The sequence below is a fragment of the Lysinibacillus louembei genome, from assembly GCF_033880585.1.
Classification (GTDB): Bacteria; Bacillota; Bacilli; order Bacillales_A; family Planococcaceae; genus Metasolibacillus; species Metasolibacillus louembei.
This window is the reverse complement of the sequence record NZ_CP137624.1, coordinates 130,687-151,760: the sequence shown is the minus strand read 5'-3', so window position 1 is coordinate 151,760 and position 21,074 is coordinate 130,687. Positions and strand designations below refer to the sequence as shown.

The following is a 21,074-nucleotide window of genomic DNA, read 5'->3' as shown; positions in this document are numbered from 1 at the left end:
AATGCAACTAACAACAGACCAACAAATTTTAAGGGCTAAAAAGCGCATTGAAATATTGCGTAGAATTCATGGTCTTAAGCAATGTGAAATTTTTGACACATTAGGATTTACACGACAGTATTATCACAAAAAATTCGTAAAAAGTACTTCTTTAAGTATTCAGTCATTACTGGGGATTACTGAACTCTTTAACATCACAGAATATGACTTATTACGCGCTACCACAGATGAGTTTAAAGAGATTCCAATTGTGCGAGATTATTTGAGGTACAGTTCAGCATTGAAGGCATTTGAACAGAAAAAATTAGGGGCATGGAAAGCTGATATAGACATAGTAGTTGAGTAAGGAGGGCTAGGGCAATGGCTAAAGCAAAATTCAGAATGGTACACACAGCATTTTGGAATGATCCAACAGTATCTGAAGAAATGACACCCGAAGATAAATATTTCTTCCTGTACTTGCTCACAAATGAGCACACAACACAAATCGGGATTTATGGTATATCAAAAAAACAAATGGCATTCGATACAGGCTATTCAATCGAGAGTATTAATGCGTTGATGCAAAGGTTTATGGATCATCATAAATTAATTCGCTATAACCCCGAAACACGTGAAATTGCAGTAAAGAACTGGGGCAAATACAACTTCAATAAAGGCGGAAAACCTGTACTGGATTGTGTGAAATCAGAGTTGCAGCATGTGAAAGATACAGACTTAATTCCTTATGTGGGAGATAACATTTTCAATGAACCTGTAAAAGCGATTTACGATTCGTGGTACGAGTCGTTACACGATACGTCAACGACACGTGGACAAGAAGAAGAAGAAGAAAAAGAAGAAGAAGAAAAAGAAGAAAAAGAAGAGAAAGAGGAGGCTGTGCCTCCCTCTCCTCCTCCCTCATCTCAAATCGACGAATCATTTTTGAAAATCAAAACATACTTTGAGCAGCATATGCGGCCAACCACTTACAGGGATGCGCAGGACATTAATAAACTACTGGAGTATTACAAGGATGCTGATTTGATTATCGAAGCTTTCAAAATAGCACTTGATAGGGGCAAGCCATTTATAAACTACATTGATGGCATTTTAAAGCGTTGGTCGATTGAACATGGAATTAACACTTATGAAGACTTCATACGAAAGGAGAGCCAATTAAATGCAGGCATTCGGGAACGTGGTAAACAATCTAATAACGACGAATATGACGGACTCTCACTCTAGCGTAATTTGCCCATACTGTGGACAAGAGGTGAAGGCGATTCAAGTTGAGGTGTTCAACAAAAAATATTGGGTTCAACCTGTTTGTCAATGCGAAAAAGATGTAAAGAAAGCTGAGGTAGAACGTTTGATCAAAGCAAAAGAGGATAATGAAATACGGTCATTATTTGCTATTAGCAATGTTGGGGACAAATACCTGAGTGCTAGTTTTGATAATTTCTCAATGCGACAGGGAGCAGAAAAAGCGTTCAAGGCAGCCAAGTATTATGCAGAGCATTTTGAAGAGTTTGGAGCTGAATCATTGCTCCTGTGGGGTGATGTTGGAAATGGCAAAACACACTTAGCTGCAGCTGTCCACAATTATTTAATAGCTCAAGGTAAAACAGTGGTGTTTATCTCAATGCCCGAATTACTCGGTAAAATACGGGCTACGTTCAACAAAAATAACAACGAAAGTGAACATCAAATCATGAAAGCCTTAATGATTTGTGACTTACTTATCATCGATGATTTAGGAGCTGAAAAGCCTAGTGATTGGGTATTAGAAACAGTCTTTCAGATTTTTGATGGTCGTAGCCGCAGACAAAAGCCTCTTATGGCAACAAGTAATTTAAATCCTAAAGACTTGCCAGATCAAATCGGAAAACGTATTCCTGATAGATTAATTGAAATGTCTCAACCAATAAAAAATGAAGCAACCAGTTATCGTCGTGAGATTGCGAAAGGGAGAATGAGCAAATTTGATTCGATTTTAAACAATTAAGGGGTGATGGTATGGCGAAGGCGGAGGTTAGACGTGCGAAGGGGTGGACGTCCATACAAGGTGAGTATGTCATGTGTCCAGTGACTGGATGTGGACATATGGGAGCGATGATTACTAAGGCGCATTGTCGGATTGCTCATAATTTGGAGCGAGATGAGGTAGAAAAGCTCTTTGGGGGAGCTTATCGAGTATTAAAGAGACAAGGAGGGCGATAAGGAATGCAAGGTAATTATAGGACAACTAAGTTCAGAGGAAAGCGTATTGATAATGGCAAATGGGTATCTGGCAGCTTAATAGTTAGTAATTTTTCATACTTTATTGTGGTATCGGTGTCTACATTTAACGCTAGTTCTACAACATTAATATCTACGATGACCTATCACGAAGTGCATCCAGAGAGTGTCGGGGAATGCTCAGGCTTAAAGGACAAGAACGGCAAGGAGATTTATGAGGGGGATATTGTAAAAGTTCGTAATGGAGCAACTACATTTGAATCGTATTTCATAGGCGATGTAGTATTCGAAAATGCGAAATTCGGTTATAAAGCAGTTAAATTTGAGGGTTCTTATCCTCCACATATTCCTAAGAAAAATAGTGTTGTTTCTCTTGGTACGAGCGAAATGATAGAAATTATCGGAAACATCCACGAACACAGTCATTTACTGGAGGTGCAGGCATGAATTTAGAGGCGATTAAAAAGCATTGGGAAGAATATCTAAATGAGTTTAACAACACTGATTTTATGGACATCGAAACACATACAGATATGGCATTTCAGGCTCCTAAACTAATAGTTGAGGTAGAGCGACTACAAAACGAGCTATCTAAAACTAAAAGATTGCTAGATGTGACGGAGCTTGCAGAAGCCAAGGCTCGAATGGCAGTGGAGCGATTGAAGGAATCTGTTGATTGGTATGATGAACAACATTGCAATCAGCATAATCTCATTGCTGAAACAGCATTTGAAAACGAACGATTACATGAAGTGCTCGAAAAGATTCACAAAGAATGTTTAGAAGCGAAGGACAATTATGTAGAAGAGAGTGTAATTGACAGCATTTTAGAAATCATTTCAGGGGTAGGTGAATCAGATGAATGAAAATCTTGTTACAGAAAACATCCGCTTACAAAGAACTATCGAAACATTACAAGCTGCACATTTTATGGAGCTTGAGCGTGAGAAGGCTGAAAACAAGAAATTGCGTGAAGCCCTTGAATTTTATGCAGATGCTGACTGGTATCGCCTAAAACAAGGGGATGAGGTTGTCATTTTGAAAGATGGTGGGGATATAGCACGCGAAGCATTGGGGTTAGAAGGTGAATCGAATGACTGAACAATACCACATCGACCAGATGATACTTCATGCCAACCTGTTTGATAAATATGGCTACAAGGAAAATGAAATCGGTTTTATCCAACACATCGAGGCACTACGTAAGAATTGGGGCTATAAAACGCACAGCGAAACGATAGAACACGCTGAACGACTTGTCGAGTACAATAATGCCCCTAAAATTAAAACGGCTGTACGAGCTTCCTAGATAGGAATAAAGAGGTGGTGTTATGAATTATATTTTGTTCACTAGCGCTAAACACGAATCTATCAAATTTGACTTTACACCAAAGCAATTAGAATTATTTCGTAAGCTGTGGAAGGACGGAGCAGGACATAGCAAAATTTGCGAAGAGTTAAAAATCAATAAAAACAACATTAGCTTTACTGATAATCGACCAGAGCGTTGCAGGTGCTATTGATAATAGAACAAGCGGCATATTCGGGGATAAATAATAAATCGCGCACTCTCTAACGTGTTAATTATTAGCAAAGTATATAGAGTGCTGCTAAAGGAGGATTTATGGGACGACTGAAATTTTATCTAGTTAAATTGCTAATCTTGCTGTTATGTGTTCCTGCTTATCCATTTTTGATAGTTGGAGTTTGGATGGAGCGTAGTAGTTCTACATTGGGAGTTAAGTTTAGAGATGTTAACGCAGATTACTGGGATGACACACGTTACGCATTATCTGTAACGTACAAAAAATCTAAGTTTTATAAAAAGGAGAAAAAGAAATGAATCAATTAATTGCACAAGTAGAACAATGGTCTATCAATAAAGGATTGGACAATGCGGAATCTAGTAAGCAATTTTTGAAAGTGGTAGAGGAAGTTGGTGAAGTTGCGGCGGCATTAGCTCGTAATGATAAAGACGCGTTACGTGATGGTATCGGCGATGTAATCGTAACGATGATTATTCTAGCTCAGCAAAACGATATGGACTTACATGAGTGTTTAAATACAGCTTATGACGAAATTAAAGGACGTACAGGAAAAATAGTTGATGGTGTATTTGTAAAATCTAGTGACCTAAAGGAGTGACAATAATTGACATATACAGAGCTGTACAAACGTGTGGACAAGGACAAGTTACTAGCCGTGGGAATGTTTACAGCCGAGGAAATTAAGTATTTAAAGCACGAGGGCTACAGGAAAGTGCCTGTTAACAAAAACGGAATCAGAGTGGAGGGGTATCGTGCAACAGGTTGACGTACAAAACGCACAGCTAACAATACTAATCAATATTGACGGTCAAATGTACTTGACAGGATTTGATAAAGAGCAGTATGAAGCTGTTCAAGTTCTTATAAAAACTGCGATTAAAACAGTGATTCCAACCGAGGTAAAGCAAGTGCAATTAAATGGATTTTTGGGGGTGAATCTATGAAACTATGCGACCGCTGTAATAGACCACTAAAGACGCAGAAGTCAATGGACTATGGCATGGGGCCAGTATGCAAACGAAAGCATGAAAAAGAACTGGCAGACGCTGAATTCGAGCGGAATCAAGTGAATATGGATGAGGTTATCGAGGAGGCTTCTGAATGAAAAAAGATGCATGGGTTTTGCGTTTGAAGGATGAATTTAACGATAGTGGTGTACCTCAATACTATACAGGTAACGATGAAGATGAGGGGCTTTCGGATGATTTAAGAGAGGCAAATATCATAAATGACAAGGATGTTGCTGAAACTTGGATGAAAAAATGGGAAGAGGCAATTTTTGCGAAGTTTGGTGAAGGTGCAATTTGCAATGCTGGTTATACACACATGATGAAGCATTTTGAATGGGTACAGGTGGAAGTTGAGGAAGTGGATATCGCATGATTCAATTTATCATTCCTGGCAAGGTGCAAGCACAGGAGCGACCGAGATTTTCAAGGGCGGGAAAGGGCGTCAAAACTCACGACGCCCCAAAATCCAAAAACTATAAAGAATTTGTCAAGCTCATAGCTATGCAAAATAAGCCGCAGGAGCCGCTACATGGAGCTTTAAGGTTAGAGGTTGATATCTATGTCATGCCACCGAAAAAGTACCACACAAAGCCAAAATTACGGCTTATTGATTGTGGGGAATTACGTCCTGTGACTAAGCCCGATACTGACAACCTAGTTAAGGGAATAAAAGATGGCATGAACGGCATTATATGGGGCGATGATGCCCAAATCGTAGAGCTGGTAGCCCGCAAGTGGTATTCGATGGAACCGAGGGCGGAGATTAAGGTGCAGCAAATAAGCATTTGCATGGAAATTAAGTAACGATAAATAAGGGAGGTAAAAAATTTATGCTAACAGCGAATTTCATCATCAAAGTAAACGATAGTTATTATGCTGGAGAATCAGAAGATACAGTGCCTACGCCAAGACCTAAAGACGGATGGTACTGTAATCGCTCAGAATCAAGTGTATTAATCTTTTTGAACAATATAGAAGATGCGAAAGTAATTGAAAGTCTAACCAATCTTAATAGTCACTGGCAACGTATTTATAACTCAATGCGATACGACGACTTAAAGGTAAGTAAAATCGAATTTATTCGAGTTGAATAATCAACAATTGAACCATTATGTGCAGTAAAGGAGCGATAAGATGCAACGTGTATTAGACGCCTGTTGTGGCAGTAAAATGTTTTGGTTTGACAAAGAAAATGGCGACACGATTTTTATGGATGAACGAGAGTTGGAAACAGAATTGTGCGATGGCCGTAAGTTAATCGTCAAGCCAGACATAATTGGAGACTTCAAAAATATGCCATTTGAAGATGAATCATTTTATTTGGTCGTTTTTGACCCACCGCACTTAGTAAAGGTTGGCGAAAATTCATGGCTTGCAAAAAAGTATGGCCGACTAAATGAATCAATGTGGCAACAAGATATAGCTCAAGGTTTCCAAGAGTGCTGGAGAGTGTTGAAAACAAATGGCACATTGATTTTCAAATGGAATGAGGACCAGGTGCCTTTACGCGAAGTTTTAAAATGCTTTGATATAAAACCTTTGTTTGGAAATAAACGAGCTAAAACGCATTGGCTCGTGTTCATGAAGTAGGTGATAAAAGTGAAATTTCTCGATTTATTCGCAGGAATCGGTGGCTTTCGACTTGGATTAGAAGCGGCCGGTCATGAATGCGTAGGCTATGTAGAAATAGATAAATTCGCTCGTAAATCATACGAGGCAATACATGATACGAAAGGAGAGTGGACAGCCCATGACATTACAACCGTTACAGATGACGATATTCGAAAACTTCGGGATAGAGGATCAATCGAAATTATTTGTGGAGGATTCCCATGTCAAGCTTTTTCAATTGCTGGGAAACGCAAAGGATTCGAGGACACACGAGGAACTTTATTCTTTGATATCGCTCGCTTCGCAAATATCCTCAGACCACGCTATTTATTCCTTGAAAACGTCGTTGGATTGCTCAACCATAACGGGGGGGATACGTTCGAGGTTATCCTCCGAACGTTGGATGAACTTGGGTATGATGCGGAATGGCAAGTGCTTAACTCTAAGAATTTCGGGGTCCCACAAAATAGAGAACGGGTGTTCATTATCGGACATTCTCGAAACGCAAGTACCCGAAAAATATTTCCTGTCGGAGGAACAAGTACAACGACTAACAATATCGAAATCCTAGCGCATCATAGTGGCATAACAGAAACACTAGACACTGGTGGCGGTGGCGGTCATTACACTGTCACAATGAATCGCAATGAAATAAAAGGTATTACTGACACAAGTCATAGCTTAATGGCTAGGGATTATAAAGGCATAGGTAATCAAGATATGGCGGCTGTAGTTATTCCTGGGCGTGGTGTAATGATAAAAGAAGCAACCAAACAGGGTTATGATGTCGCGCATGAGGGCGATTCTATTAATCTCGCTGTGCCAAGCTCACAAACTCGTAGAGGGCGAGTGGGTAAAGGTATTGCCAATACACTTGATACATCATGCAATCAAGGTGTTTTAGATACTTTGCCAGCAGATAAAAAAATACCAGGTACTATAGGGCATCATCCTATCGGTAAAAAATTTGAGTTTGATGGATACAAAGGGGATATAGCACCTTGCTTGTTAGCATCTGACTATAAAGCACCAAAAACAACTCTAACAGGCGACATGCGCATACGCAAATTAACGCCTAGAGAGTGCTGGCGACTACAAGGTTTCCCCGATTGGGCGTTTGACCGAGCGAGAGAGGTTAATAGTGATAGTCAGTTGTACAAGCAAGCTGGCAATTCGGTGACTGTCAATGTGATAGCAGCCATTGCCAAAGAGCTTTATTAAAGGAGGAGTATACACATGCCAATTGTAAAAAATGAAGATGGAACAGTATCAATTGAATTTGGCACAGGTGATGTCAATATAGGTTCAGGAATGATGGGCGATGAAGAGAGGGGGTTAATCACCTTTGTTGGACAAGAGCCAAAACCAATCGGACACTATGTCAAGCATGAAGAAAAAGAGGTTGATTTAACCAATTTCCCTATATATCTAGTCTTTAAAAATACAGAAAGTTTAGACGTGTTAATAGAGCGTTTAAAGACAACGCGTAAATACATGACAGGCGAATTGGATGTCTGGAATGACTAAGCACAATGACAATTTTGAATAAGTAGGTGATTATTTGTATAAATATTTTGTCTCATATAATTATGCCCATGGCAGTTCTCTGGGCTTTGGACATACAGAAATAAGTAGAGGATTGAAGGTTCGTGGTATAGATGATATTCGAGCAATTGCAAGGGATATTGAAGGTTATTTCAGTCACGAAAAAGGCTCCGTTACAGTCCTAAATTTCCGACTATTTGATGAAGAATAACCGAACACAATGACCATTTTGAGGTGAGAAATGACTTTTGAACAAAGGGTAAAAAAATGGGCTGAATATAAAGGGTATAGACTCAAAGGTTATGATGGAGGGTTTGTGTTTTTTGAATCAGTAGAAAAAGGCATTTTTCCAATACCAGAAAACACGCTGCATATCATAATGAAAAATGAAGGTTACTAGATAAATTGTCAAAAATATGAAGGGGGTACACCTGTGAAAGAATCTGAATTATTTGAGCCACTTAAACAATTCCTACTCGAAGAAATGGGATGCGAACAAGTATATGCAGAGTTACATGATATAGATGCTGTAGCTAAACATGGCAATGTTTATATCGGAGTAGAAATGAAAACGGCGCTAAATTTTAAAGTGATTGAACAAGCCATTAGTCGTATAGGATTAGTTGATTATATTTTCATTTTAGTACCACAACCTAAACATTATCATCGTTTCTTCATCTTAGATTGGTTAAAAGAATTAGGAATTGGATTGATGTATCATGACGAGAAAAGAAATGTTACAACAATTCACCAATGGGGGAAACGCCATCGTCGTTCAGAATATATTAACATCCTAGACAGGGTAAATAAGGAAATTCATTTTGTGAATGTTGGTGGTTCTAAAGGTGGGGAAACTATTACGGAGTATAAGCTCACAATTGAAAAAATCAAAGAATGTTTATATTTTAATAGCAAAGGCTTAACGATTGATGAATTGTTGGAAAAGGTACAAACACATTATTCCAACCCCAAACCGTCTACAATGGCTACTTTGAGGGCGGATTGGAATAAGGAATGGATAGAGATTGTAGATGAAGGCGGAAAGCTTGTCTATAGAATGAAAGAATCCTATAGAAATGATTATTGGAAGAAAAATATGGAACGTAGGGCGGAAATACGAGCGAGAAATCGTGCCTAAGTATAATGACAATTTTGAGAAGGAGGCAATAGGTATGTTATGGCTTACATGAAACCGAAATGCACTTGTGGTAAGGACTTGCAATATGCTGGTAAAGCATACGTAATATTGGACGTAAAAAGAGATGGTCGAATAAGTAGATACGATCCTTATATATCACCAACCGATGATGGTGTTCGTTTGTGGTGTAGAGTGTGTGACAAAAATTATGAATTAATAATAGATTCAAAAGAAAGAATTTTTCGAGGGAATCGAATCAGTAGATATTAAGCACAATGACAATTATGAAGGAGTGAAAACATTGAAAAGACAGTACTTTTATTTTTCTGTAAATGGATTAACGCAAGAAGAATTGGAAGAGGAATTAGGTGATTTTTTACATGAATTAACAGTGAAATATGATAACAAAAATTTCGGAGCAACTGTACTTGGTATATCGGAAAATGCAGCTAAACGTGTCGAAAAAATGTTGAACGAGTGAGCACAATGACCAAAGGAAGGAGCTAGGTAAAATGAAAATAAAAGAAGTTAATTTTGAAGTACCTAAGTTTACTTTTAATAAAGATTACATTGAAGCTGGATGCCCAGTAAGATATTTCGAATTTAATAAGCAAGAATACTACGGTTTGGTGGCGACACATCGAGAAACAAGCGAAATAAAAGTTAGTGCTAAAAGTCATAGAGACCAAGCGTTTGAAATCTATTATGAAGCTGTTGCAGGCGATTCGATAGAAAGTGTCACAAATGAGGGTGAGCCTAACGAAATTTCGAAATCAGAGGCTTTACTTAAATTCTTGCTTGCAAATGATACTAAAAATGACATAGTAGGCGAGCTGATTGAGGAATTTGAAGGTATCAAGAAAGGCGTCGTTTTGATAGATGGAAGTCTTACTTAATAAACACAATGACCAAAGGAAGGAGCACTAATTAAAGCGGTTTTGTAAATAAAAAAAGCAGCCAAGCACACGCCCAGCCACCTCAGCAAAATTATACACACTCTATTATAACATATAAATGGGGGCTAGCGCATGGGCAAAGGGCAAACAACTCAAATGGATATTGGGTATATGATTAACAACTATCGGCTGTGGAAAAAAGAGATTGCTAGATTAGAGCGAGCTTTGTATGGTGGTAGTCGTAATATGAGTTCATGGGGCGTGGCTCAATATGGATTAGAGGCTACGATGCCAAAGGGCAGCAGTATTCGTTCAGCGGCAGAAATGGAACGAATGGATGTAAGGGAACGTAGCCAATTAAAGCGGCTAGAGCGCTTAGAATCTTATGTATATGCGTTAGAGGTTGCTTACGACCTGTTAAAGGACGAGCGATTAAAAACGATATATGATTGCTTATTGGATGGCATGACATATCGACAGATAGCGGAGCATCTAGCCACTTCCAAAGATTATGTATGCCAATCAAAAAAAGAAATCTTGCGACAAATCGGACAAAACGGACAAATACGTACGATTTTGACTTACTCAAAAAACGCAGGTTAAAATGGGAGGGAGGACGGAGCGGCTTTATCTTTTGTGAAGAACTTCGTCCTTCATAATAAGTAATGTATTTTTACCACAAAAAATACTGTTACAACATAATTCGTGAGGCGTCACCTTCGGTGGCGTCTTTTTGCTTTGAAAACTGCATCAAACAGCCATGGAGTAGCTGAGGGCTAGGGGCGGAATTTTGGTGTGGTTTTGAAAGTATGAAGGATTTTCATCTTCTATGGCGAATAGAGTCATTAAAGGAGGAATGAAGATGAAAATTAAAATAATTTGTGAGAATTGTAATAGTGAAACAGAATTAATACCAGAAACAGTTGGTAAATTAAGTTATGTACAACGAAAATTAAGAGATGGGAACTTCCGGATGTTCGAAAATGAAATATCTCATGATGTTAGTTCCAGCCTGTATGATGATTTCATCGAGAAATTAGTAGTAGCAGATAACAAAAAGCAAGTTGAAGATTTGTTGAATCGTGAAATCGAAGACAATGTAAATATCGATTCAAAACTGGAAAGTTTACGAATAGACTGTAGAGGTTGTGGTAATTATATAGTTTTAACTGAATTTGATTAATTTTTATAAGCATCTCTTTGTAGATGCTTTTTCTTATGACTAAAACAAGCAATTAGCACAATGAGGTGATGCCATTGGGAAAGTAAATAAAGGTGGAGCTAAAGGTAAATATGCTGAATGGCTCGCAGAAGAAGGATTAATAAAGATTGAAGGATGGGCTAGGGATGGACTTACGAATGAGCAAATAGCACAAAATATAGGCGTGACAGCTAAGACCTTGTACGAGTGGCAAAATAAGTATAGTGAGATTTGTGATGCCTTAAAAAGAGGGAAAGAGGTTATTGACCGTCAAGTCGAAAATGCCTTATTAAAACGTGCGCTAGGCTACAAATATGATGAAGTAACAAAAGAGATGGTCGAAGATGGTTCTGGTCGATTAGAAGTTACTAAGGTTGTCACAAAAGAGGTGCAACCAGATGTAACTGCTCAAATCTTTTGGTTAAAGAACCGTAAACCTGTGGAATGGCGCGATAAGCAACAGGTTGAACATAGTGGCATTATGAATATTAACAATCCTATGAAAGACCTCACAACAGAGGAACTAAGGAAGTTGATTAACAAATGACAGATGAACAATTAAAAGAGCTGAAAAAACAAGCCCAATTAGAACTCGCAAGACGTGAGTTCTTTTATTTTTGCCATTTGTTAGCACCTAAGTTTTACAAAGAAAATCGAAAATACTTAGTTGAACTGTGTAACGAAATGCAAGATTTTTATGAATCTGACGATGAGGTATTAATTATTAATGTTCCTCCTCGTCATGGTAAATCACGTTCCGCTTCCATGTTTGCTCAATGGGTATTTGGTCAAAATCAAGAAGAAAAGATAATGACAGGTTCATACAACGAAATGCTTTCAACGACATTTTCAAAAGCTGTTCGAAATGGCATATCGGAAGTTAAGGCTGATGCCGACGCAGTTGTGTATAGTGATATATTCCCTAGCACAACGATTAAACAAGGTGATGCTGCTATGAATTTATGGAGCCTTGAAGGTGGTTACAACAACTATCTCGCTACTTCTCCAACAGGTACAGCGACAGGGTTTGGGGCTTCTTTACTTATCATTGACGATTTAATAAAAAATGCCGAAGAAGCTTTTAATGAAAATACCTTGGATAAGCATTGGGAATGGTTCACGAATACCATGCTCTCCCGACTTGAAGAAGGTGGGAAAATCATCATCATTATGACGCGTTGGTCCTCAAAAGATTTAGCAGGGCGAGCGCTTATTCACTTTAAAGAAGAAGGTAAGAAAGTCCGTCATGTAAACATGAAAGCTCTACAAGACGATGGAACAATGCTTTGTGACGAGGTATTAAGCCACAAGTCATATGAGAGCAAAACTAGAGCAATGCGCCCTGAAATAGCAGCAGCTAACTATCAGCAAGAGCCTATTGACCAAAAAGGCCGTTTGTACACATCCTTTAAAACGTATGACGGCGAACTGCCTCAGTTTAAACAAATCAAGAATTATACTGATACAGCAGACGAAGGTAGCGACTACTTATGTACCATTAATTATGGTGTGACGTTTAACGATGAAGCATATGTACTAGATGTGCTTTATACGAAAGACGGTATGGAGGTAACGGAACCAGCAACAGCAAAAATGCTCTATGAGGATAAAGTTAATGTTGCTGATATTGAATCTAACGGTGGCGGTCGAGGTTTTGCGAGGTCAGTTGAACGTTTGCTTAAATCGAATCATAATTCGAATAAAACGCGCATTAATCCGTTTCACCAATCGAAAAACAAAAAAGCGCGTATTTTATCCAATGCTACTTGGGTAATGGACCATATTTATTTCCCGAGCGACTGGCGTTATAGATGGCCAGAATATTATAAAGCAATGACGGAATACCAAAAAGAAGGTAAGAACAAGCATGATGATGCACCGGACGCTACAACAGGTATCGCTGAAAAAATCGGCGCTGGTAGCCTATACAGTTTTGAATAGACAAGAGGTGATAAAGTGACATATTTTCCGTTTCAAGGTGTCGTGACAGACACCGAAATTATCAACGCCAACATCGTTGCGAATGCAAATAAGCAGATAAGCGATGTTAAATGGCTTGAAAATGAAATCAACAAATTTAAGAAATCAGAAAGACGAAAGTGGATGCTGACAGGTGAGGCATACTATGAGGGCGAACACGACATCTTGCACCATAAACGCAAGGTTATCGGTGAGGGTGGACGTTTAATCGTAAATGAAAATTTACCGAACAATAAGCGCATCGACAATCAATACGCTAAGTTAGTAGACCAAAAGGTTAACTTCCAACTCGGCAAGCCGCTAACGATTGAAAGTGAAAAAGATGATTATGTTAAAAAGCTACAAACGATACTCAACAAGCGTTTTCACCGTACTTTACGTAACGTGGGGCTCGATGTGTTTAACGGTGGCATTGGCTGGCTATACCCCCATTATGATGAATATGGCAATTTTAACATCAAACGTTTCAGGCCGTGGGAAATCATACCGTACTGGCATGATAGTGACCGCACTGTTTTAAACTTTGCTATCAGATTGTATGAGGAATTAGTTTATACAGGTGATAAAGAAGAAGTGCAGGAAAAGGTAGACGTATTCACCACACACGGTGTTGAACATTATGAGTTTATTAACGGCAAGCTGTATAAAGACGTGACTAAGCCTGATGTATCTCCATATATCATTATTAGTGATGGAGAGGAAATGAAAGGTGCTAACTGGCGGAGAGTGCCCCTTATTCCTGTTAAATTTAATAGTGTCGAGATACCGTTAATTAAGCGTGTGAAATCACTACAGGACGGCATCAACAAAATGCTTAGCACGTTTGAAAACAACATGGAGGAAGATTCACGCAATACAATCCTGATATTGCATAATTATGACGGCCAAGACTTAGGAGAGTTCAGACGCAATTTAGCGCAGTTCGGCGTTGTTAAAGTACGTTCGGGTGATGGAGCCAACGGAGGCGTGGAAAGCTTATACATCGAAGTAAACGCCGAAAACTATAAGTCAATCCTAGCCTTATTTAAAAAGGCTCTCATCGAAAACGGACGTGGATATGATGCGAAAGACGAACGCATGAGCAACAACCCGAATCAAATGAATATCCAAAGCATGTACGCTGACATCGAATTGGACGCAAACGGCTTCGAGGTGGAGCTACAAGCGTCATTTGAAGAATTACTTTGGTTTATTGATATGCATTTAGCCAACACCAAACAAGGCGATTTCGAGGACGAGCATGTTAATATCATTTTCAACCGTGACATGCTAATAAACGAAAAAGAGGTTGTTGAGATATTAGAGAAATCGCCGTATCTATCCATAGAAACGAAAATAGCGCAACATCCGTACACCAAAGATGTGGAACTTGAATTGAAGCGATTAGAAAAGGAACGACAGCAGTATTTCAACGAAATGGACAACTACGAAACGACCTTCCAACAAAGGCGAGGTGATAACAGTGATTAGAAATATCACTAGTTCCTTATTACTTATAGTGTTGCTCCCAGTAGTTCTATTGATGTCACCGTTGATATTACTATGGGCTATGCTCACGTGGCGATTGAGGTGAGGTATATTGACCAAGAGTAGAGAGTATTGGCGTAAACGTTTTGAGTTATTAGAGGACGCGCAACACAGGCGTTCTCTTTTTTACTACGACGACTTAGTTAAGGCGTATATTCACACGATGGACGACTTGGAAAAAGACATCCTCAAATGGTACAGCAGATTCGCCGAAAACAACGAAATCACACTAGATGAAGCTAAAATGCTGCTAAAAAGCGATGAATTAAAAGAGTTCCGTTGGACGGTTGAGGAATATATCAAATATGGAAAAAAGAATGCCGTCAATCAAAAGTGGATGAAAGAACTCGAAAATGCGTCCTCTCGTGTCCATATAAGCCGATTAGAGAGTTTACGAATACAAATGCAACAGCATATCGAAAAGCTGTATGACGGTCAAATAGAGGGCTTTGAGCGCTTTATTAAAGAGCAGTACCAATCGCAGTATTACCATACAGCTTACGAGGTGCAAAAAGGTTTTAACGTTGGTTTTACCATGCAAGTACTTAATGACAGATTGTTAGATAAGGTTATCAGCAAGCCATGGACAGCCGATGGTATGACGTTTAGCAGGCGCTTATGGCGTGATAAAAATGTGTTGATTGATACGCTGTATACGCAACTTGTACACAATATTTCGACAGGTAAACATCCAGAATCAATTATTAAAGTTTTGCATCAAAAATTCAACTCAACTAATTCTAGGTATCAAATCAGCCGCTTAGTCATGACCGAATCGGCTTTTTTTAATGCGGCAGCACAAAAAGAGGTGTTTAACGAATTAGATGTAGATAAATACGAGATTGTAGCAACACTTGACGGTAAAACAAGTGATATTTGCCAGTCGATGGACGGGAAAGTATTCAAGATGAGTGATTATGAGCCTGGTGTCACAGCCAATCCATTTCACCCTTTTTGTCGTACTACTACAGCACCATGGTTTCCTGATGATTACAGTCAAAGAGTAGCTAGAGATAGAGACGGTAAGGTGTATTACATTCCGAGCGATATTAAATACCCACAATGGAAAGAGAGGTTTGTAAAATGACGAAATTCATAAAAATACATTTAAAGAGCCACGAAGACTATAAAATTGAAGAAATAAAATCTGTAATAGAAGAAGAAAAAGGAGTACGAGTTCATGCGAGTGAAGGAGAGTTATTCATTCCGTATGATAATCTTCTTTTCTATTCCATTTCCAATGAAAAAGAACAAGTGGTTGCTCCTGTGAAATATCGCGCAAAGTCGTTTCCGTCGGTAGTGAATGAAGTCTTTCATTATGTAGTTGGAAGCACGGTAAGTGAATTCCAAAACTTTGTGGGAGGAAACACAGGTTGGAGTATAGGAGATTATGGAGAGCTTTATATCCACGCATGGGATGGTACTCAGAAAGCGCAGTTTGGGGACTACATCATTAAGAACGAAAAAGGCGAATTGCATCTATGCAAGCCCGATACTTTCAAGGTTATTTATGAAAAAGTTGGTGATTGAATGATTGATTTTAATGAAAAAAGGGCTGAACGTGACGGAATTATCACCGTAAAAGCAACGTTAGAGCACCTACTTCAAAATGTCGAACAAATAGAACGTGTGTTTAGTGTAGTAAAATTAAAAGATGGCACCATTAAGGTATCTGCTTCTGATGGTAGTGCTTTGGAAGCTTTAGGAATGTTGGAAGTGGCGAAATTCGATATCGTTGAAGATATGTATGAGTAAAAACCATTTTGCTAGTATCGGCAGAATGGTTTTTATTATGGCGTAAAGTAGCGTCAAACTGCTGATATAGCGGAGAGGTTTGGTGGTCTATGAATCTCGCAACTATGCGTTAAATAGCAAATTATAATTTTAGGAGGACATGAAAATGCCGTTAAACCAACAAATTGAAAATAATTTTATGTATCACAGTCCGAAAGAAGGGCAACAGGAAAAATATGAAGCTATTCGCGAAAAGGCAAAAGAGCTTGCTTATTTAATTGATGAAACATGTCCTAATTCACGTGAAAAGTCAGTAGCTATGACAAACCTTGAAACTGCTGTGATGTGGGCAAACGCAGCTATTGCACGCAACGAATAATTATTCGTCTTTTTAGCGCTTTATGACGTTAAACTGAAAGTGTTTAACCTAACAGGCCGTTACCTGTAAAAAACGAATTAGGAGGCAATACAAATGAAAAAAGAAGATTTACTAGCAATGGGATTGAGCGAGGAACAGGCAACTGCCATTGTTGAGAAATACGGAAACATGATTCCAAAAGAGCGTTTTGACGAAGTGAATAATGCAAAAAAGGCACTTGAAGAACAGGTGAAAACGCATGAAACACAGTTGAAGGATTTGCAGGAAAAGGCTAAAGGCAATGAGCAACTCCTAGCGACAATCACAGAACTACAACAGGCTAACGAAACAGCCAAAACAGAGTACGAGCAGCAACTTACTAACGAACGCATGAGCGCCGCTTTAAAACTATCGCTAAACGGTAAAGTGCATGACGTAGACTTAGTAGCGGCCTTGATTGACCGAAATGCAATTGAATTGGATAAGGACGGAAACGTCACTAAAGGACTAGATGAGCAGCTTAAAACACTGCAAGAATCAAAGTCCTTTTTGTTTGTGCCTGAAAAGGCCGAAACAACGCAGTTTAAAGGTTTCACCCCTGCAGAAGCTCGTACAGGAGGTGGCGGTGGTGCAGAGTTTAGCTTAGGCAAACTAATAGCGGAAGAACGTTCAAAAGGCACCGAGCAATTAGATACTGCTCGCGAAAAATATTTCGAATAAATAAGGGAGATGAAAATAAATGAGTAAATTTGTAGAAACAACTTATACAAACAAAAAGGAAATTTTAAAGTTTCCAGACCACTATGTAAATTTAGCAATTACTGTTTCTGATGTAGGGGTTACTGCCAATAGTGAAGGTAAAAAAATCGTACCAGCTGGGACTATTTTGGGTGGTGGCGTGTTAGAGGATGATACTATCGAGGCGGTAAAAGCAACGACTGACGAAGGCGTGTCAAATGCTGAAGGGATTCTGTTTAATGATACCGATGTAACACATGGCCCTGCTTCCGGTGCGTTACTGATTCATGGTTTTGTTGCTTTAGATAAGTTGCCTACAGCACCAACAAATGAAGAAAAAGCAGCATTAAAACAAATTACATTTTTAAAATAAGAGAGGATGAAAGTTAATGCCAACAATTTTTGATTTAGTAAAAGCGAAAGAAATTGCGGATTATTATGAAAACAACCCATCGAATAATATTCCGTATTTAGGAGCGACACTGTTCCCACCTAAAAAACAATTAGGTTTAGATTTGAGTTGGATTAAAGGCTCGAAGGGTTTACCTGTAGCCTTGATGCCGTCTGAATTCGATGCGAAAGCAACGCTACGTGACCGTATTGGCTTTAAAAAAGTAGAAACAGAAATGCCATTCTTCCGTGAAGCGATGCGAGTAGGAGAGAAAGACCGTCAAGAGTTGAATCGTTTGTTATCATCTAATTTAGATAGCATGACACGAACTTTAATCGCTAATATTTATGATGACATTACGAATCTAGTGAACGGTGCCAATGTACAGCCTGAGCGAATGATTATGCAGCTACTTTCCACAGGTAAAATTAAAATCACAGCAAATCGCCAAGATTTTGATTATGACTATAAAATGAAAACTGATCATAAAGAGGCCCTTGCAGGAAATGCTGTATGGAGCAATGCTGATGCTACACCAATTGAGGACATTATCCGTTGGCAGGACACTGTAGAGGATAATACAGGTGTTCGCCCAACAAAAGCTATTTTAACGCGTAAAACGTTTGGTTATTTATTAAAGCACCCGAGCATTCGTTTGGATATGAACCCGTTAGGTGGGCAAAATATCATCTTAACCGATGCAATTTTGAAGCAGTACCTACAAGACAAACTAGGTATTTCAGTTGCAGTATATAACAAAAAGTATCTTGCTGAGGATGGCACTTCAAACAACTTCTATCCAGATGACTTCTTTACGCTTATTCCGGATGGTACGTTAGGCAATACTTACTACGGTACAACGCCAGAGGAATCAGATTTACTAACAGGTCAGTCAAATGCCGAGGTTTCCATTGTTAACACAGGTGTTGCAATTACAACAGTTAAGGAGCCACATCCAGTAAACGTTGAAACGATTGTGTCTGAAATCGTAATGCCAAGCTTTGAAACAATCGATAACATTTTCATCGCGCAAGTAAACTAAATAGGCTGGTGATTACATTGGCAAACATTAAAGTAAAAATTAAAGAAGGCGCTTTTCCTGTGAGATACAAAGGAGAGCGCTTTTTAGTTGGTCAAGAATTGACGGTTGATGAACCACATTTTAACGGTGCAATCATGGAGCGGTTGGCGGTAACGGAAGAACCAAAAAAGCCTGCTGCACGGACAAAGAAAACGACTGAAAGTGAGTGATAGCCATGTCAGTCAAGATAAAAGTTATTGATGTAAAAAATCGGATTGAAGCTTTAGGGGTTACTTTATCGAGTGCCCCTGCAAGCTCGGACGATTATTTAATCGGTTTTGCAATTGATAAGGTAATGAACTATATCAACAATCAAACCAACCTATCAAGCATACCGAGAGAATCATATAATCATGCTGTCGATATGGTTGTAGGTGAGTACCTTGCTACCAAAAAAGCGATGGGGCAGTTAGACGTGGAAACGATTGATTTTACGATGGTCGCTAAAAAGGTCCAAGATGGCGATACGAATGTGGAGTTTGCAGTTAATTCAGATGCTACTAATACGCCTGAGGGTCAATTTAATGCCTTTCTTGCGTATTTAAGGCATGGTGAACTTAATTGGTCCAAGTACAGGGTGCTTATATGGTAAATGCTCGTAGGAAAGCAATCCAAAGCTTGTATAGAGGGGTATGTACAGTAATAGCATGGGAAAGCATAACAAACCCTGTTACCAAAATAACTACCCAGCAAGAAGTAATAAAATTCGTAAATGAGCCATGTAAATTATCTCAAGAAAAGCAAACTACCACTTCCGATACTGGTGGTCCTGCCATTATCACTAAGACCACCAAATTGTCATTAGCTCCTGAACTTGATGTACCTGCAGGTAGCAAAATCATTGTTACTCAAGATGGAGTAACTAATGAGTACACCCGCAGCGGCAAGCCTGATGTACACATGGACCATCAACACATTATGTTAGAGGATTTTCAGAGGTACGCATAATGGCAAAAGTAAAGGTAAATTACAAACAGTTGGAGCGATTGCAACGGCGCATTAGTAAGTTTGCCCAAGTGGATTTAGACGCCTTTTGTGAGGCTATGGCGAAGGAGTTAGCAGCTCGAATGCTTGCAAAAGTAATCAAGCGTACTCCTGTTGGTGAGTATACGGATGGGCGTGTTGGTGGAAATTTAAGACGAGGATGGACTGCTAGTAGCGAGAGAGAGGCTGAACTCTCAGCTACTTTTGGCGGAGGTACAGGAGCTAGCAAATTTGCTCAGTCCTTGACTGTGAAGAAATCAGGTAATAATTACGAAATCGAAATTACAAATCCTGTAAGTTACGCGAGTTACGTTGAATATGGGCACCGCACACGAAACTTAAAGGGCTGGGTACCAGGGAGATTCATGATGACTATTTCGGCGGATGAACTAGAGCAACAAGCCCCAGCAATTATCGAACGAAAGCTAAAGGCAAAACTCATGGAGGTGTTCAAATAGTGGAAATTATGGATATTATCATCGCCATTTCTCGCAAATTAGATGCGGAATTTGGTGAGGATTGCAAAAAGTACATTGACCAAGTGCCCCAAAACTTTGAAACACCTTCATTTTTTATTCAGTTTTTAAACTTGGAGCACGTTCAGCAGATAGGTAAGCGATGGAAGATTACACCGTTGTTTAATGTGCAGTATTTCCCGCTTAAGGGAGCGTCAGAGAGCGCTAATATGAGCTTAAAGGTGCAACAAGCCCTAAAGGATATTGAGCTATTAAACGGCTCTATAATGCTTGCTAGAGGGGCTAACAGCGAGGTTGTGGACGGTATTGGTCATAACTTCATGCGGTTTGATTTTTTCTTGCAAGTTGTGGAACAAAAAACATTTATGGAATCGCTAAGACACTACGAAAACGGAGAGAGGTGGGGTATAGTTGGCGAAGAATGAAGCTATTAAAGAAAAAGCGAATGTGACAGGCGAAATGGTTGGAGAAATGATTAAATCAGCCATGCCGACATTTACAAAAGAGCAACTGGTTAAAAGTAAAAAATACGAACATCGACGAGATGCATTGAACGCTTTGCTACAAGATGGCAAGGCGTATTCTTATGCTCAGGTCGATGAAATTCTTAATAAATTCGATAAAGGAGTGAGGTAGA

At 39.1% G+C, this 21,074-nt stretch carries 40 protein-coding genes; all 40 read left to right on the top strand.

All coding sequences use genetic code 11. The annotated features are described in order from the left end of the window. The first annotated feature begins 1 nt into the window (after position 1). Complete coding sequence (locus tag R6U77_RS00890) at positions 2–346, top strand: hypothetical protein (protein ID WP_319837054.1); 345 nt, start codon at positions 2–4, stop codon at positions 344–346. A gap of 14 nt (positions 347–360) precedes the next feature. Next, on the top strand, positions 361–1,227 hold the full coding sequence (locus tag R6U77_RS00885; RefSeq protein ID WP_319837053.1) for a DnaD domain-containing protein: 867 nt from the start codon (positions 361–363) through the stop codon (positions 1,225–1,227). Continuing rightward, positions 1,163–1,987: an AFG1/ZapE family ATPase gene (gene zapE / locus R6U77_RS00880; RefSeq protein ID WP_319837052.1), complete on the top strand. Its 825-nt coding sequence runs from the start codon at positions 1,163–1,165 to the stop codon at positions 1,985–1,987. Before R6U77_RS00885 ends, zapE begins: the two co-directional genes overlap by 65 nt. A gap of 218 nt (positions 1,988–2,205) precedes the next feature. Then, the gene (locus R6U77_RS00875; RefSeq protein WP_319837051.1) at positions 2,206–2,667 is read left to right on the top strand and encodes a YopX family protein; all 462 of its coding nucleotides are present in this window, start codon (positions 2,206–2,208) and stop codon (positions 2,665–2,667) included. Beyond that, the gene (locus R6U77_RS00870; protein ID WP_319837050.1) at positions 2,664–3,086 is read left to right on the top strand and encodes a hypothetical protein; all 423 of its coding nucleotides are present in this window, start codon (positions 2,664–2,666) and stop codon (positions 3,084–3,086) included. The genes R6U77_RS00875 and R6U77_RS00870 overlap by 4 nt, the downstream gene beginning before the upstream one ends. Next, positions 3,079–3,321, top strand: coding sequence for a hypothetical protein (locus R6U77_RS00865; RefSeq protein ID WP_319837049.1), 243 nt, complete (start codon positions 3,079–3,081; stop codon positions 3,319–3,321). The genes R6U77_RS00870 and R6U77_RS00865 overlap by 8 nt, the downstream gene beginning before the upstream one ends. Beyond that, entirely contained in the window at positions 3,314–3,529 is a 216-nt protein-coding gene (locus tag R6U77_RS00860; RefSeq protein WP_319837048.1) for a hypothetical protein, read from the top strand. Before R6U77_RS00865 ends, R6U77_RS00860 begins: the two co-directional genes overlap by 8 nt. A gap of 315 nt (positions 3,530–3,844) precedes the next feature. Beyond that, positions 3,845–4,063, top strand: coding sequence for a hypothetical protein (locus R6U77_RS00855; RefSeq protein WP_319837047.1), 219 nt, complete (start codon positions 3,845–3,847; stop codon positions 4,061–4,063). Beyond that, positions 4,060–4,365 (top strand): MazG-like family protein, encoded by a 306-nt coding sequence (locus tag R6U77_RS00850; protein ID WP_319837046.1) that lies wholly within the window; start codon positions 4,060–4,062, stop codon positions 4,363–4,365. The genes R6U77_RS00855 and R6U77_RS00850 overlap by 4 nt, the downstream gene beginning before the upstream one ends. A 154-nt stretch (positions 4,366–4,519) precedes the next feature. Next, a complete protein-coding gene (locus tag R6U77_RS00845; RefSeq protein ID WP_319837045.1) occupies positions 4,520–4,711 on the top strand; it encodes a hypothetical protein in 192 nt (63 codons plus the stop codon). Further along, positions 4,708–4,872 (top strand): DUF6011 domain-containing protein, encoded by a 165-nt coding sequence (locus tag R6U77_RS00840; protein ID WP_319837044.1) that lies wholly within the window; start codon positions 4,708–4,710, stop codon positions 4,870–4,872. Before R6U77_RS00845 ends, R6U77_RS00840 begins: the two co-directional genes overlap by 4 nt. Beyond that, positions 4,869–5,150, top strand: coding sequence for a hypothetical protein (locus R6U77_RS00835; protein WP_319837043.1), 282 nt, complete (start codon positions 4,869–4,871; stop codon positions 5,148–5,150). The genes R6U77_RS00840 and R6U77_RS00835 overlap by 4 nt, the downstream gene beginning before the upstream one ends. Then, positions 5,147–5,581 carry a RusA family crossover junction endodeoxyribonuclease gene (locus R6U77_RS00830; RefSeq protein ID WP_319837042.1) on the top strand — a complete coding sequence of 145 codons (435 nt, stop codon included), beginning with the start codon at positions 5,147–5,149 and terminating at the stop codon, positions 5,579–5,581. Before R6U77_RS00835 ends, R6U77_RS00830 begins: the two co-directional genes overlap by 4 nt. A gap of 26 nt (positions 5,582–5,607) precedes the next feature. After that, positions 5,608–5,871 carry a hypothetical protein gene (locus R6U77_RS00825; RefSeq protein WP_319837041.1) on the top strand — a complete coding sequence of 88 codons (264 nt, stop codon included), beginning with the start codon at positions 5,608–5,610 and terminating at the stop codon, positions 5,869–5,871. Positions 5,872–5,911: 40 nt separating this feature from the next. Beyond that, complete coding sequence (locus tag R6U77_RS00820; RefSeq protein ID WP_319837040.1) at positions 5,912–6,367, top strand: class I SAM-dependent methyltransferase; 456 nt, start codon at positions 5,912–5,914, stop codon at positions 6,365–6,367. Positions 6,368–6,376: 9 nt separating this feature from the next. Continuing rightward, complete coding sequence (locus tag R6U77_RS00815) at positions 6,377–7,609, top strand: DNA cytosine methyltransferase (protein ID WP_319837039.1); 1,233 nt, start codon at positions 6,377–6,379, stop codon at positions 7,607–7,609. Positions 7,610–7,624: 15 nt separating this feature from the next. Further along, on the top strand, positions 7,625–7,915 hold the full coding sequence (locus tag R6U77_RS00810; protein ID WP_319837038.1) for a hypothetical protein: 291 nt from the start codon (positions 7,625–7,627) through the stop codon (positions 7,913–7,915). Between the two features lie 34 nt (positions 7,916–7,949). Next, the gene (locus R6U77_RS00805) at positions 7,950–8,144 is read left to right on the top strand and encodes a hypothetical protein (protein ID WP_319837037.1); all 195 of its coding nucleotides are present in this window, start codon (positions 7,950–7,952) and stop codon (positions 8,142–8,144) included. Between the two features lie 30 nt (positions 8,145–8,174). Continuing rightward, a complete protein-coding gene (locus R6U77_RS00800) occupies positions 8,175–8,333 on the top strand; it encodes a hypothetical protein (protein ID WP_319837036.1) in 159 nt (52 codons plus the stop codon). A 33-nt stretch (positions 8,334–8,366) separates the two neighbouring features. After that, positions 8,367–9,071, top strand: coding sequence for a hypothetical protein (locus tag R6U77_RS00795; protein ID WP_319837035.1), 705 nt, complete (start codon positions 8,367–8,369; stop codon positions 9,069–9,071). A 301-nt stretch (positions 9,072–9,372) separates the two neighbouring features. Beyond that, positions 9,373–9,552 carry a hypothetical protein gene (locus tag R6U77_RS00790; protein ID WP_319837034.1) on the top strand — a complete coding sequence of 60 codons (180 nt, stop codon included), beginning with the start codon at positions 9,373–9,375 and terminating at the stop codon, positions 9,550–9,552. A gap of 31 nt (positions 9,553–9,583) precedes the next feature. Then, positions 9,584–9,967 (top strand): hypothetical protein, encoded by a 384-nt coding sequence (locus R6U77_RS00785; RefSeq protein ID WP_319837033.1) that lies wholly within the window; start codon positions 9,584–9,586, stop codon positions 9,965–9,967. Between the two features lie 132 nt (positions 9,968–10,099). Further along, positions 10,100–10,570 carry a sigma-70 family RNA polymerase sigma factor gene (locus tag R6U77_RS00780; protein WP_319837032.1) on the top strand — a complete coding sequence of 157 codons (471 nt, stop codon included), beginning with the start codon at positions 10,100–10,102 and terminating at the stop codon, positions 10,568–10,570. A 259-nt stretch (positions 10,571–10,829) separates the two neighbouring features. Further along, a complete protein-coding gene (locus R6U77_RS00775) occupies positions 10,830–11,150 on the top strand; it encodes a hypothetical protein (RefSeq protein ID WP_319837031.1) in 321 nt (106 codons plus the stop codon). 217 nt (positions 11,151–11,367) lie between these two features. After that, complete coding sequence (locus R6U77_RS00770; protein WP_319837030.1) at positions 11,368–11,715, top strand: helix-turn-helix domain-containing protein; 348 nt, start codon at positions 11,368–11,370, stop codon at positions 11,713–11,715. Next, complete coding sequence (terL, locus tag R6U77_RS00765) at positions 11,712–13,109, top strand: phage terminase large subunit (protein WP_319837029.1); 1,398 nt, start codon at positions 11,712–11,714, stop codon at positions 13,107–13,109. Before R6U77_RS00770 ends, terL begins: the two co-directional genes overlap by 4 nt. Before the next feature lie 15 nt (positions 13,110–13,124). Next, complete coding sequence (locus R6U77_RS00760; RefSeq protein ID WP_319837028.1) at positions 13,125–14,618, top strand: phage portal protein; 1,494 nt, start codon at positions 13,125–13,127, stop codon at positions 14,616–14,618. A gap of 220 nt (positions 14,619–14,838) precedes the next feature. Continuing rightward, positions 14,839–15,762 (top strand): minor capsid protein, encoded by a 924-nt coding sequence (locus tag R6U77_RS00755; protein WP_319837027.1) that lies wholly within the window; start codon positions 14,839–14,841, stop codon positions 15,760–15,762. After that, complete coding sequence (locus tag R6U77_RS00750) at positions 15,759–16,205, top strand: hypothetical protein (RefSeq protein WP_319837026.1); 447 nt, start codon at positions 15,759–15,761, stop codon at positions 16,203–16,205. The genes R6U77_RS00755 and R6U77_RS00750 overlap by 4 nt, the downstream gene beginning before the upstream one ends. After that, a complete protein-coding gene (locus R6U77_RS00745) occupies positions 16,206–16,430 on the top strand; it encodes a hypothetical protein (RefSeq protein WP_293922225.1) in 225 nt (74 codons plus the stop codon). A 145-nt stretch (positions 16,431–16,575) separates the two neighbouring features. Further along, positions 16,576–16,788, top strand: coding sequence for an Acb2/Tad1 domain-containing protein (locus R6U77_RS00740; RefSeq protein WP_319837025.1), 213 nt, complete (start codon positions 16,576–16,578; stop codon positions 16,786–16,788). Positions 16,789–16,881: 93 nt separating this feature from the next. Next, complete coding sequence (locus tag R6U77_RS00735) at positions 16,882–17,487, top strand: phage scaffolding protein (protein WP_319837024.1); 606 nt, start codon at positions 16,882–16,884, stop codon at positions 17,485–17,487. A gap of 19 nt (positions 17,488–17,506) precedes the next feature. After that, positions 17,507–17,878: a hypothetical protein gene (locus R6U77_RS00730; RefSeq protein WP_319837023.1), complete on the top strand. Its 372-nt coding sequence runs from the start codon at positions 17,507–17,509 to the stop codon at positions 17,876–17,878. 16 nt (positions 17,879–17,894) lie between these two features. Beyond that, entirely contained in the window at positions 17,895–18,938 is a 1,044-nt protein-coding gene (locus tag R6U77_RS00725) for a major capsid protein (RefSeq protein ID WP_293922231.1), read from the top strand. Between the two features lie 17 nt (positions 18,939–18,955). Further along, positions 18,956–19,147, top strand: coding sequence for a hypothetical protein (locus tag R6U77_RS00720; RefSeq protein WP_293922233.1), 192 nt, complete (start codon positions 18,956–18,958; stop codon positions 19,145–19,147). Positions 19,148–19,152: 5 nt separating this feature from the next. Beyond that, a complete protein-coding gene (locus tag R6U77_RS00715; protein ID WP_319837022.1) occupies positions 19,153–19,569 on the top strand; it encodes a hypothetical protein in 417 nt (138 codons plus the stop codon). Beyond that, the gene (locus R6U77_RS00710; protein WP_319837021.1) at positions 19,563–19,925 is read left to right on the top strand and encodes a hypothetical protein; all 363 of its coding nucleotides are present in this window, start codon (positions 19,563–19,565) and stop codon (positions 19,923–19,925) included. Before R6U77_RS00715 ends, R6U77_RS00710 begins: the two co-directional genes overlap by 7 nt. Further along, positions 19,925–20,419 carry an HK97 gp10 family phage protein gene (locus R6U77_RS00705; RefSeq protein WP_319837020.1) on the top strand — a complete coding sequence of 165 codons (495 nt, stop codon included), beginning with the start codon at positions 19,925–19,927 and terminating at the stop codon, positions 20,417–20,419. Before R6U77_RS00710 ends, R6U77_RS00705 begins: the two co-directional genes overlap by 1 nt. 8 nt (positions 20,420–20,427) lie before the next feature. Beyond that, positions 20,428–20,862 carry a phage tail terminator family protein gene (locus R6U77_RS00700; protein WP_319838411.1) on the top strand — a complete coding sequence of 145 codons (435 nt, stop codon included), beginning with the start codon at positions 20,428–20,430 and terminating at the stop codon, positions 20,860–20,862. Continuing rightward, positions 20,849–21,073 carry a hypothetical protein gene (locus R6U77_RS00695; RefSeq protein WP_319837019.1) on the top strand — a complete coding sequence of 75 codons (225 nt, stop codon included), beginning with the start codon at positions 20,849–20,851 and terminating at the stop codon, positions 21,071–21,073. The genes R6U77_RS00700 and R6U77_RS00695 overlap by 14 nt, the downstream gene beginning before the upstream one ends. The last annotated feature ends 1 nt before the right edge of the window (position 21,074 follow it).

Bases quoted from the DNA above. Each gene is read 5' to 3' on its own strand.
- R6U77_RS00810 (WP_319837038.1), top strand. From the start codon at position 7,625: ATGCCAATTGTAAAAAATGAAGATGGAACAGTATCAATTGAATTTGGC.
- R6U77_RS00745 (WP_293922225.1), top strand. From the start codon at position 16,206: ATGATTGATTTTAATGAAAAAAGGGCTGAACGTGACGGAATTATCACC.
- R6U77_RS00860 (WP_319837048.1), top strand. From the start codon at position 3,314: ATGACTGAACAATACCACATCGACCAGATGATACTTCATGCCAACCTG.
- terL (WP_319837029.1), top strand. From the start codon at position 11,712: ATGACAGATGAACAATTAAAAGAGCTGAAAAAACAAGCCCAATTAGAA.
- R6U77_RS00705 (WP_319837020.1), top strand. From the start codon at position 19,925: ATGGCAAAAGTAAAGGTAAATTACAAACAGTTGGAGCGATTGCAACGG.
- R6U77_RS00800 (WP_319837036.1), top strand. From the start codon at position 8,175: ATGACTTTTGAACAAAGGGTAAAAAAATGGGCTGAATATAAAGGGTAT.
- R6U77_RS00700 (WP_319838411.1), top strand. From the start codon at position 20,428: ATGGATATTATCATCGCCATTTCTCGCAAATTAGATGCGGAATTTGGT.
- R6U77_RS00735 (WP_319837024.1), top strand. From the start codon at position 16,882: ATGAAAAAAGAAGATTTACTAGCAATGGGATTGAGCGAGGAACAGGCA.
- R6U77_RS00830 (WP_319837042.1), top strand. From the start codon at position 5,147: ATGATTCAATTTATCATTCCTGGCAAGGTGCAAGCACAGGAGCGACCG.
- R6U77_RS00740 (WP_319837025.1), top strand. From the start codon at position 16,576: ATGCCGTTAAACCAACAAATTGAAAATAATTTTATGTATCACAGTCCG.
- R6U77_RS00890 (WP_319837054.1), top strand. From the start codon at position 2: ATGCAACTAACAACAGACCAACAAATTTTAAGGGCTAAAAAGCGCATT.
- zapE (WP_319837052.1), top strand. From the start codon at position 1,163: ATGCAGGCATTCGGGAACGTGGTAAACAATCTAATAACGACGAATATG.
- R6U77_RS00865 (WP_319837049.1), top strand. From the start codon at position 3,079: ATGAATGAAAATCTTGTTACAGAAAACATCCGCTTACAAAGAACTATC.
- R6U77_RS00725 (WP_293922231.1), top strand. From the start codon at position 17,895: ATGCCAACAATTTTTGATTTAGTAAAAGCGAAAGAAATTGCGGATTAT.
- R6U77_RS00785 (WP_319837033.1), top strand. From the start codon at position 9,584: ATGAAAATAAAAGAAGTTAATTTTGAAGTACCTAAGTTTACTTTTAAT.
- R6U77_RS00855 (WP_319837047.1), top strand. From the start codon at position 3,845: ATGGGACGACTGAAATTTTATCTAGTTAAATTGCTAATCTTGCTGTTA.
- R6U77_RS00710 (WP_319837021.1), top strand. From the start codon at position 19,563: ATGGTAAATGCTCGTAGGAAAGCAATCCAAAGCTTGTATAGAGGGGTA.
- R6U77_RS00850 (WP_319837046.1), top strand. From the start codon at position 4,060: ATGAATCAATTAATTGCACAAGTAGAACAATGGTCTATCAATAAAGGA.
- R6U77_RS00875 (WP_319837051.1), top strand. From the start codon at position 2,206: ATGCAAGGTAATTATAGGACAACTAAGTTCAGAGGAAAGCGTATTGAT.
- R6U77_RS00730 (WP_319837023.1), top strand. From the start codon at position 17,507: ATGAGTAAATTTGTAGAAACAACTTATACAAACAAAAAGGAAATTTTA.
- R6U77_RS00825 (WP_319837041.1), top strand. From the start codon at position 5,608: ATGCTAACAGCGAATTTCATCATCAAAGTAAACGATAGTTATTATGCT.
- R6U77_RS00835 (WP_319837043.1), top strand. From the start codon at position 4,869: ATGAAAAAAGATGCATGGGTTTTGCGTTTGAAGGATGAATTTAACGAT.
- R6U77_RS00840 (WP_319837044.1), top strand. From the start codon at position 4,708: ATGAAACTATGCGACCGCTGTAATAGACCACTAAAGACGCAGAAGTCA.
- R6U77_RS00750 (WP_319837026.1), top strand. From the start codon at position 15,759: ATGACGAAATTCATAAAAATACATTTAAAGAGCCACGAAGACTATAAA.
- R6U77_RS00775 (WP_319837031.1), top strand. From the start codon at position 10,830: ATGAAAATTAAAATAATTTGTGAGAATTGTAATAGTGAAACAGAATTA.
- R6U77_RS00755 (WP_319837027.1), top strand. From the start codon at position 14,839: ATGGACGACTTGGAAAAAGACATCCTCAAATGGTACAGCAGATTCGCC.
- R6U77_RS00780 (WP_319837032.1), top strand. From the start codon at position 10,100: ATGGGCAAAGGGCAAACAACTCAAATGGATATTGGGTATATGATTAAC.
- R6U77_RS00885 (WP_319837053.1), top strand. From the start codon at position 361: ATGGCTAAAGCAAAATTCAGAATGGTACACACAGCATTTTGGAATGAT.
- R6U77_RS00870 (WP_319837050.1), top strand. From the start codon at position 2,664: ATGAATTTAGAGGCGATTAAAAAGCATTGGGAAGAATATCTAAATGAG.
- R6U77_RS00715 (WP_319837022.1), top strand. From the start codon at position 19,153: ATGTCAGTCAAGATAAAAGTTATTGATGTAAAAAATCGGATTGAAGCT.
- R6U77_RS00820 (WP_319837040.1), top strand. From the start codon at position 5,912: ATGCAACGTGTATTAGACGCCTGTTGTGGCAGTAAAATGTTTTGGTTT.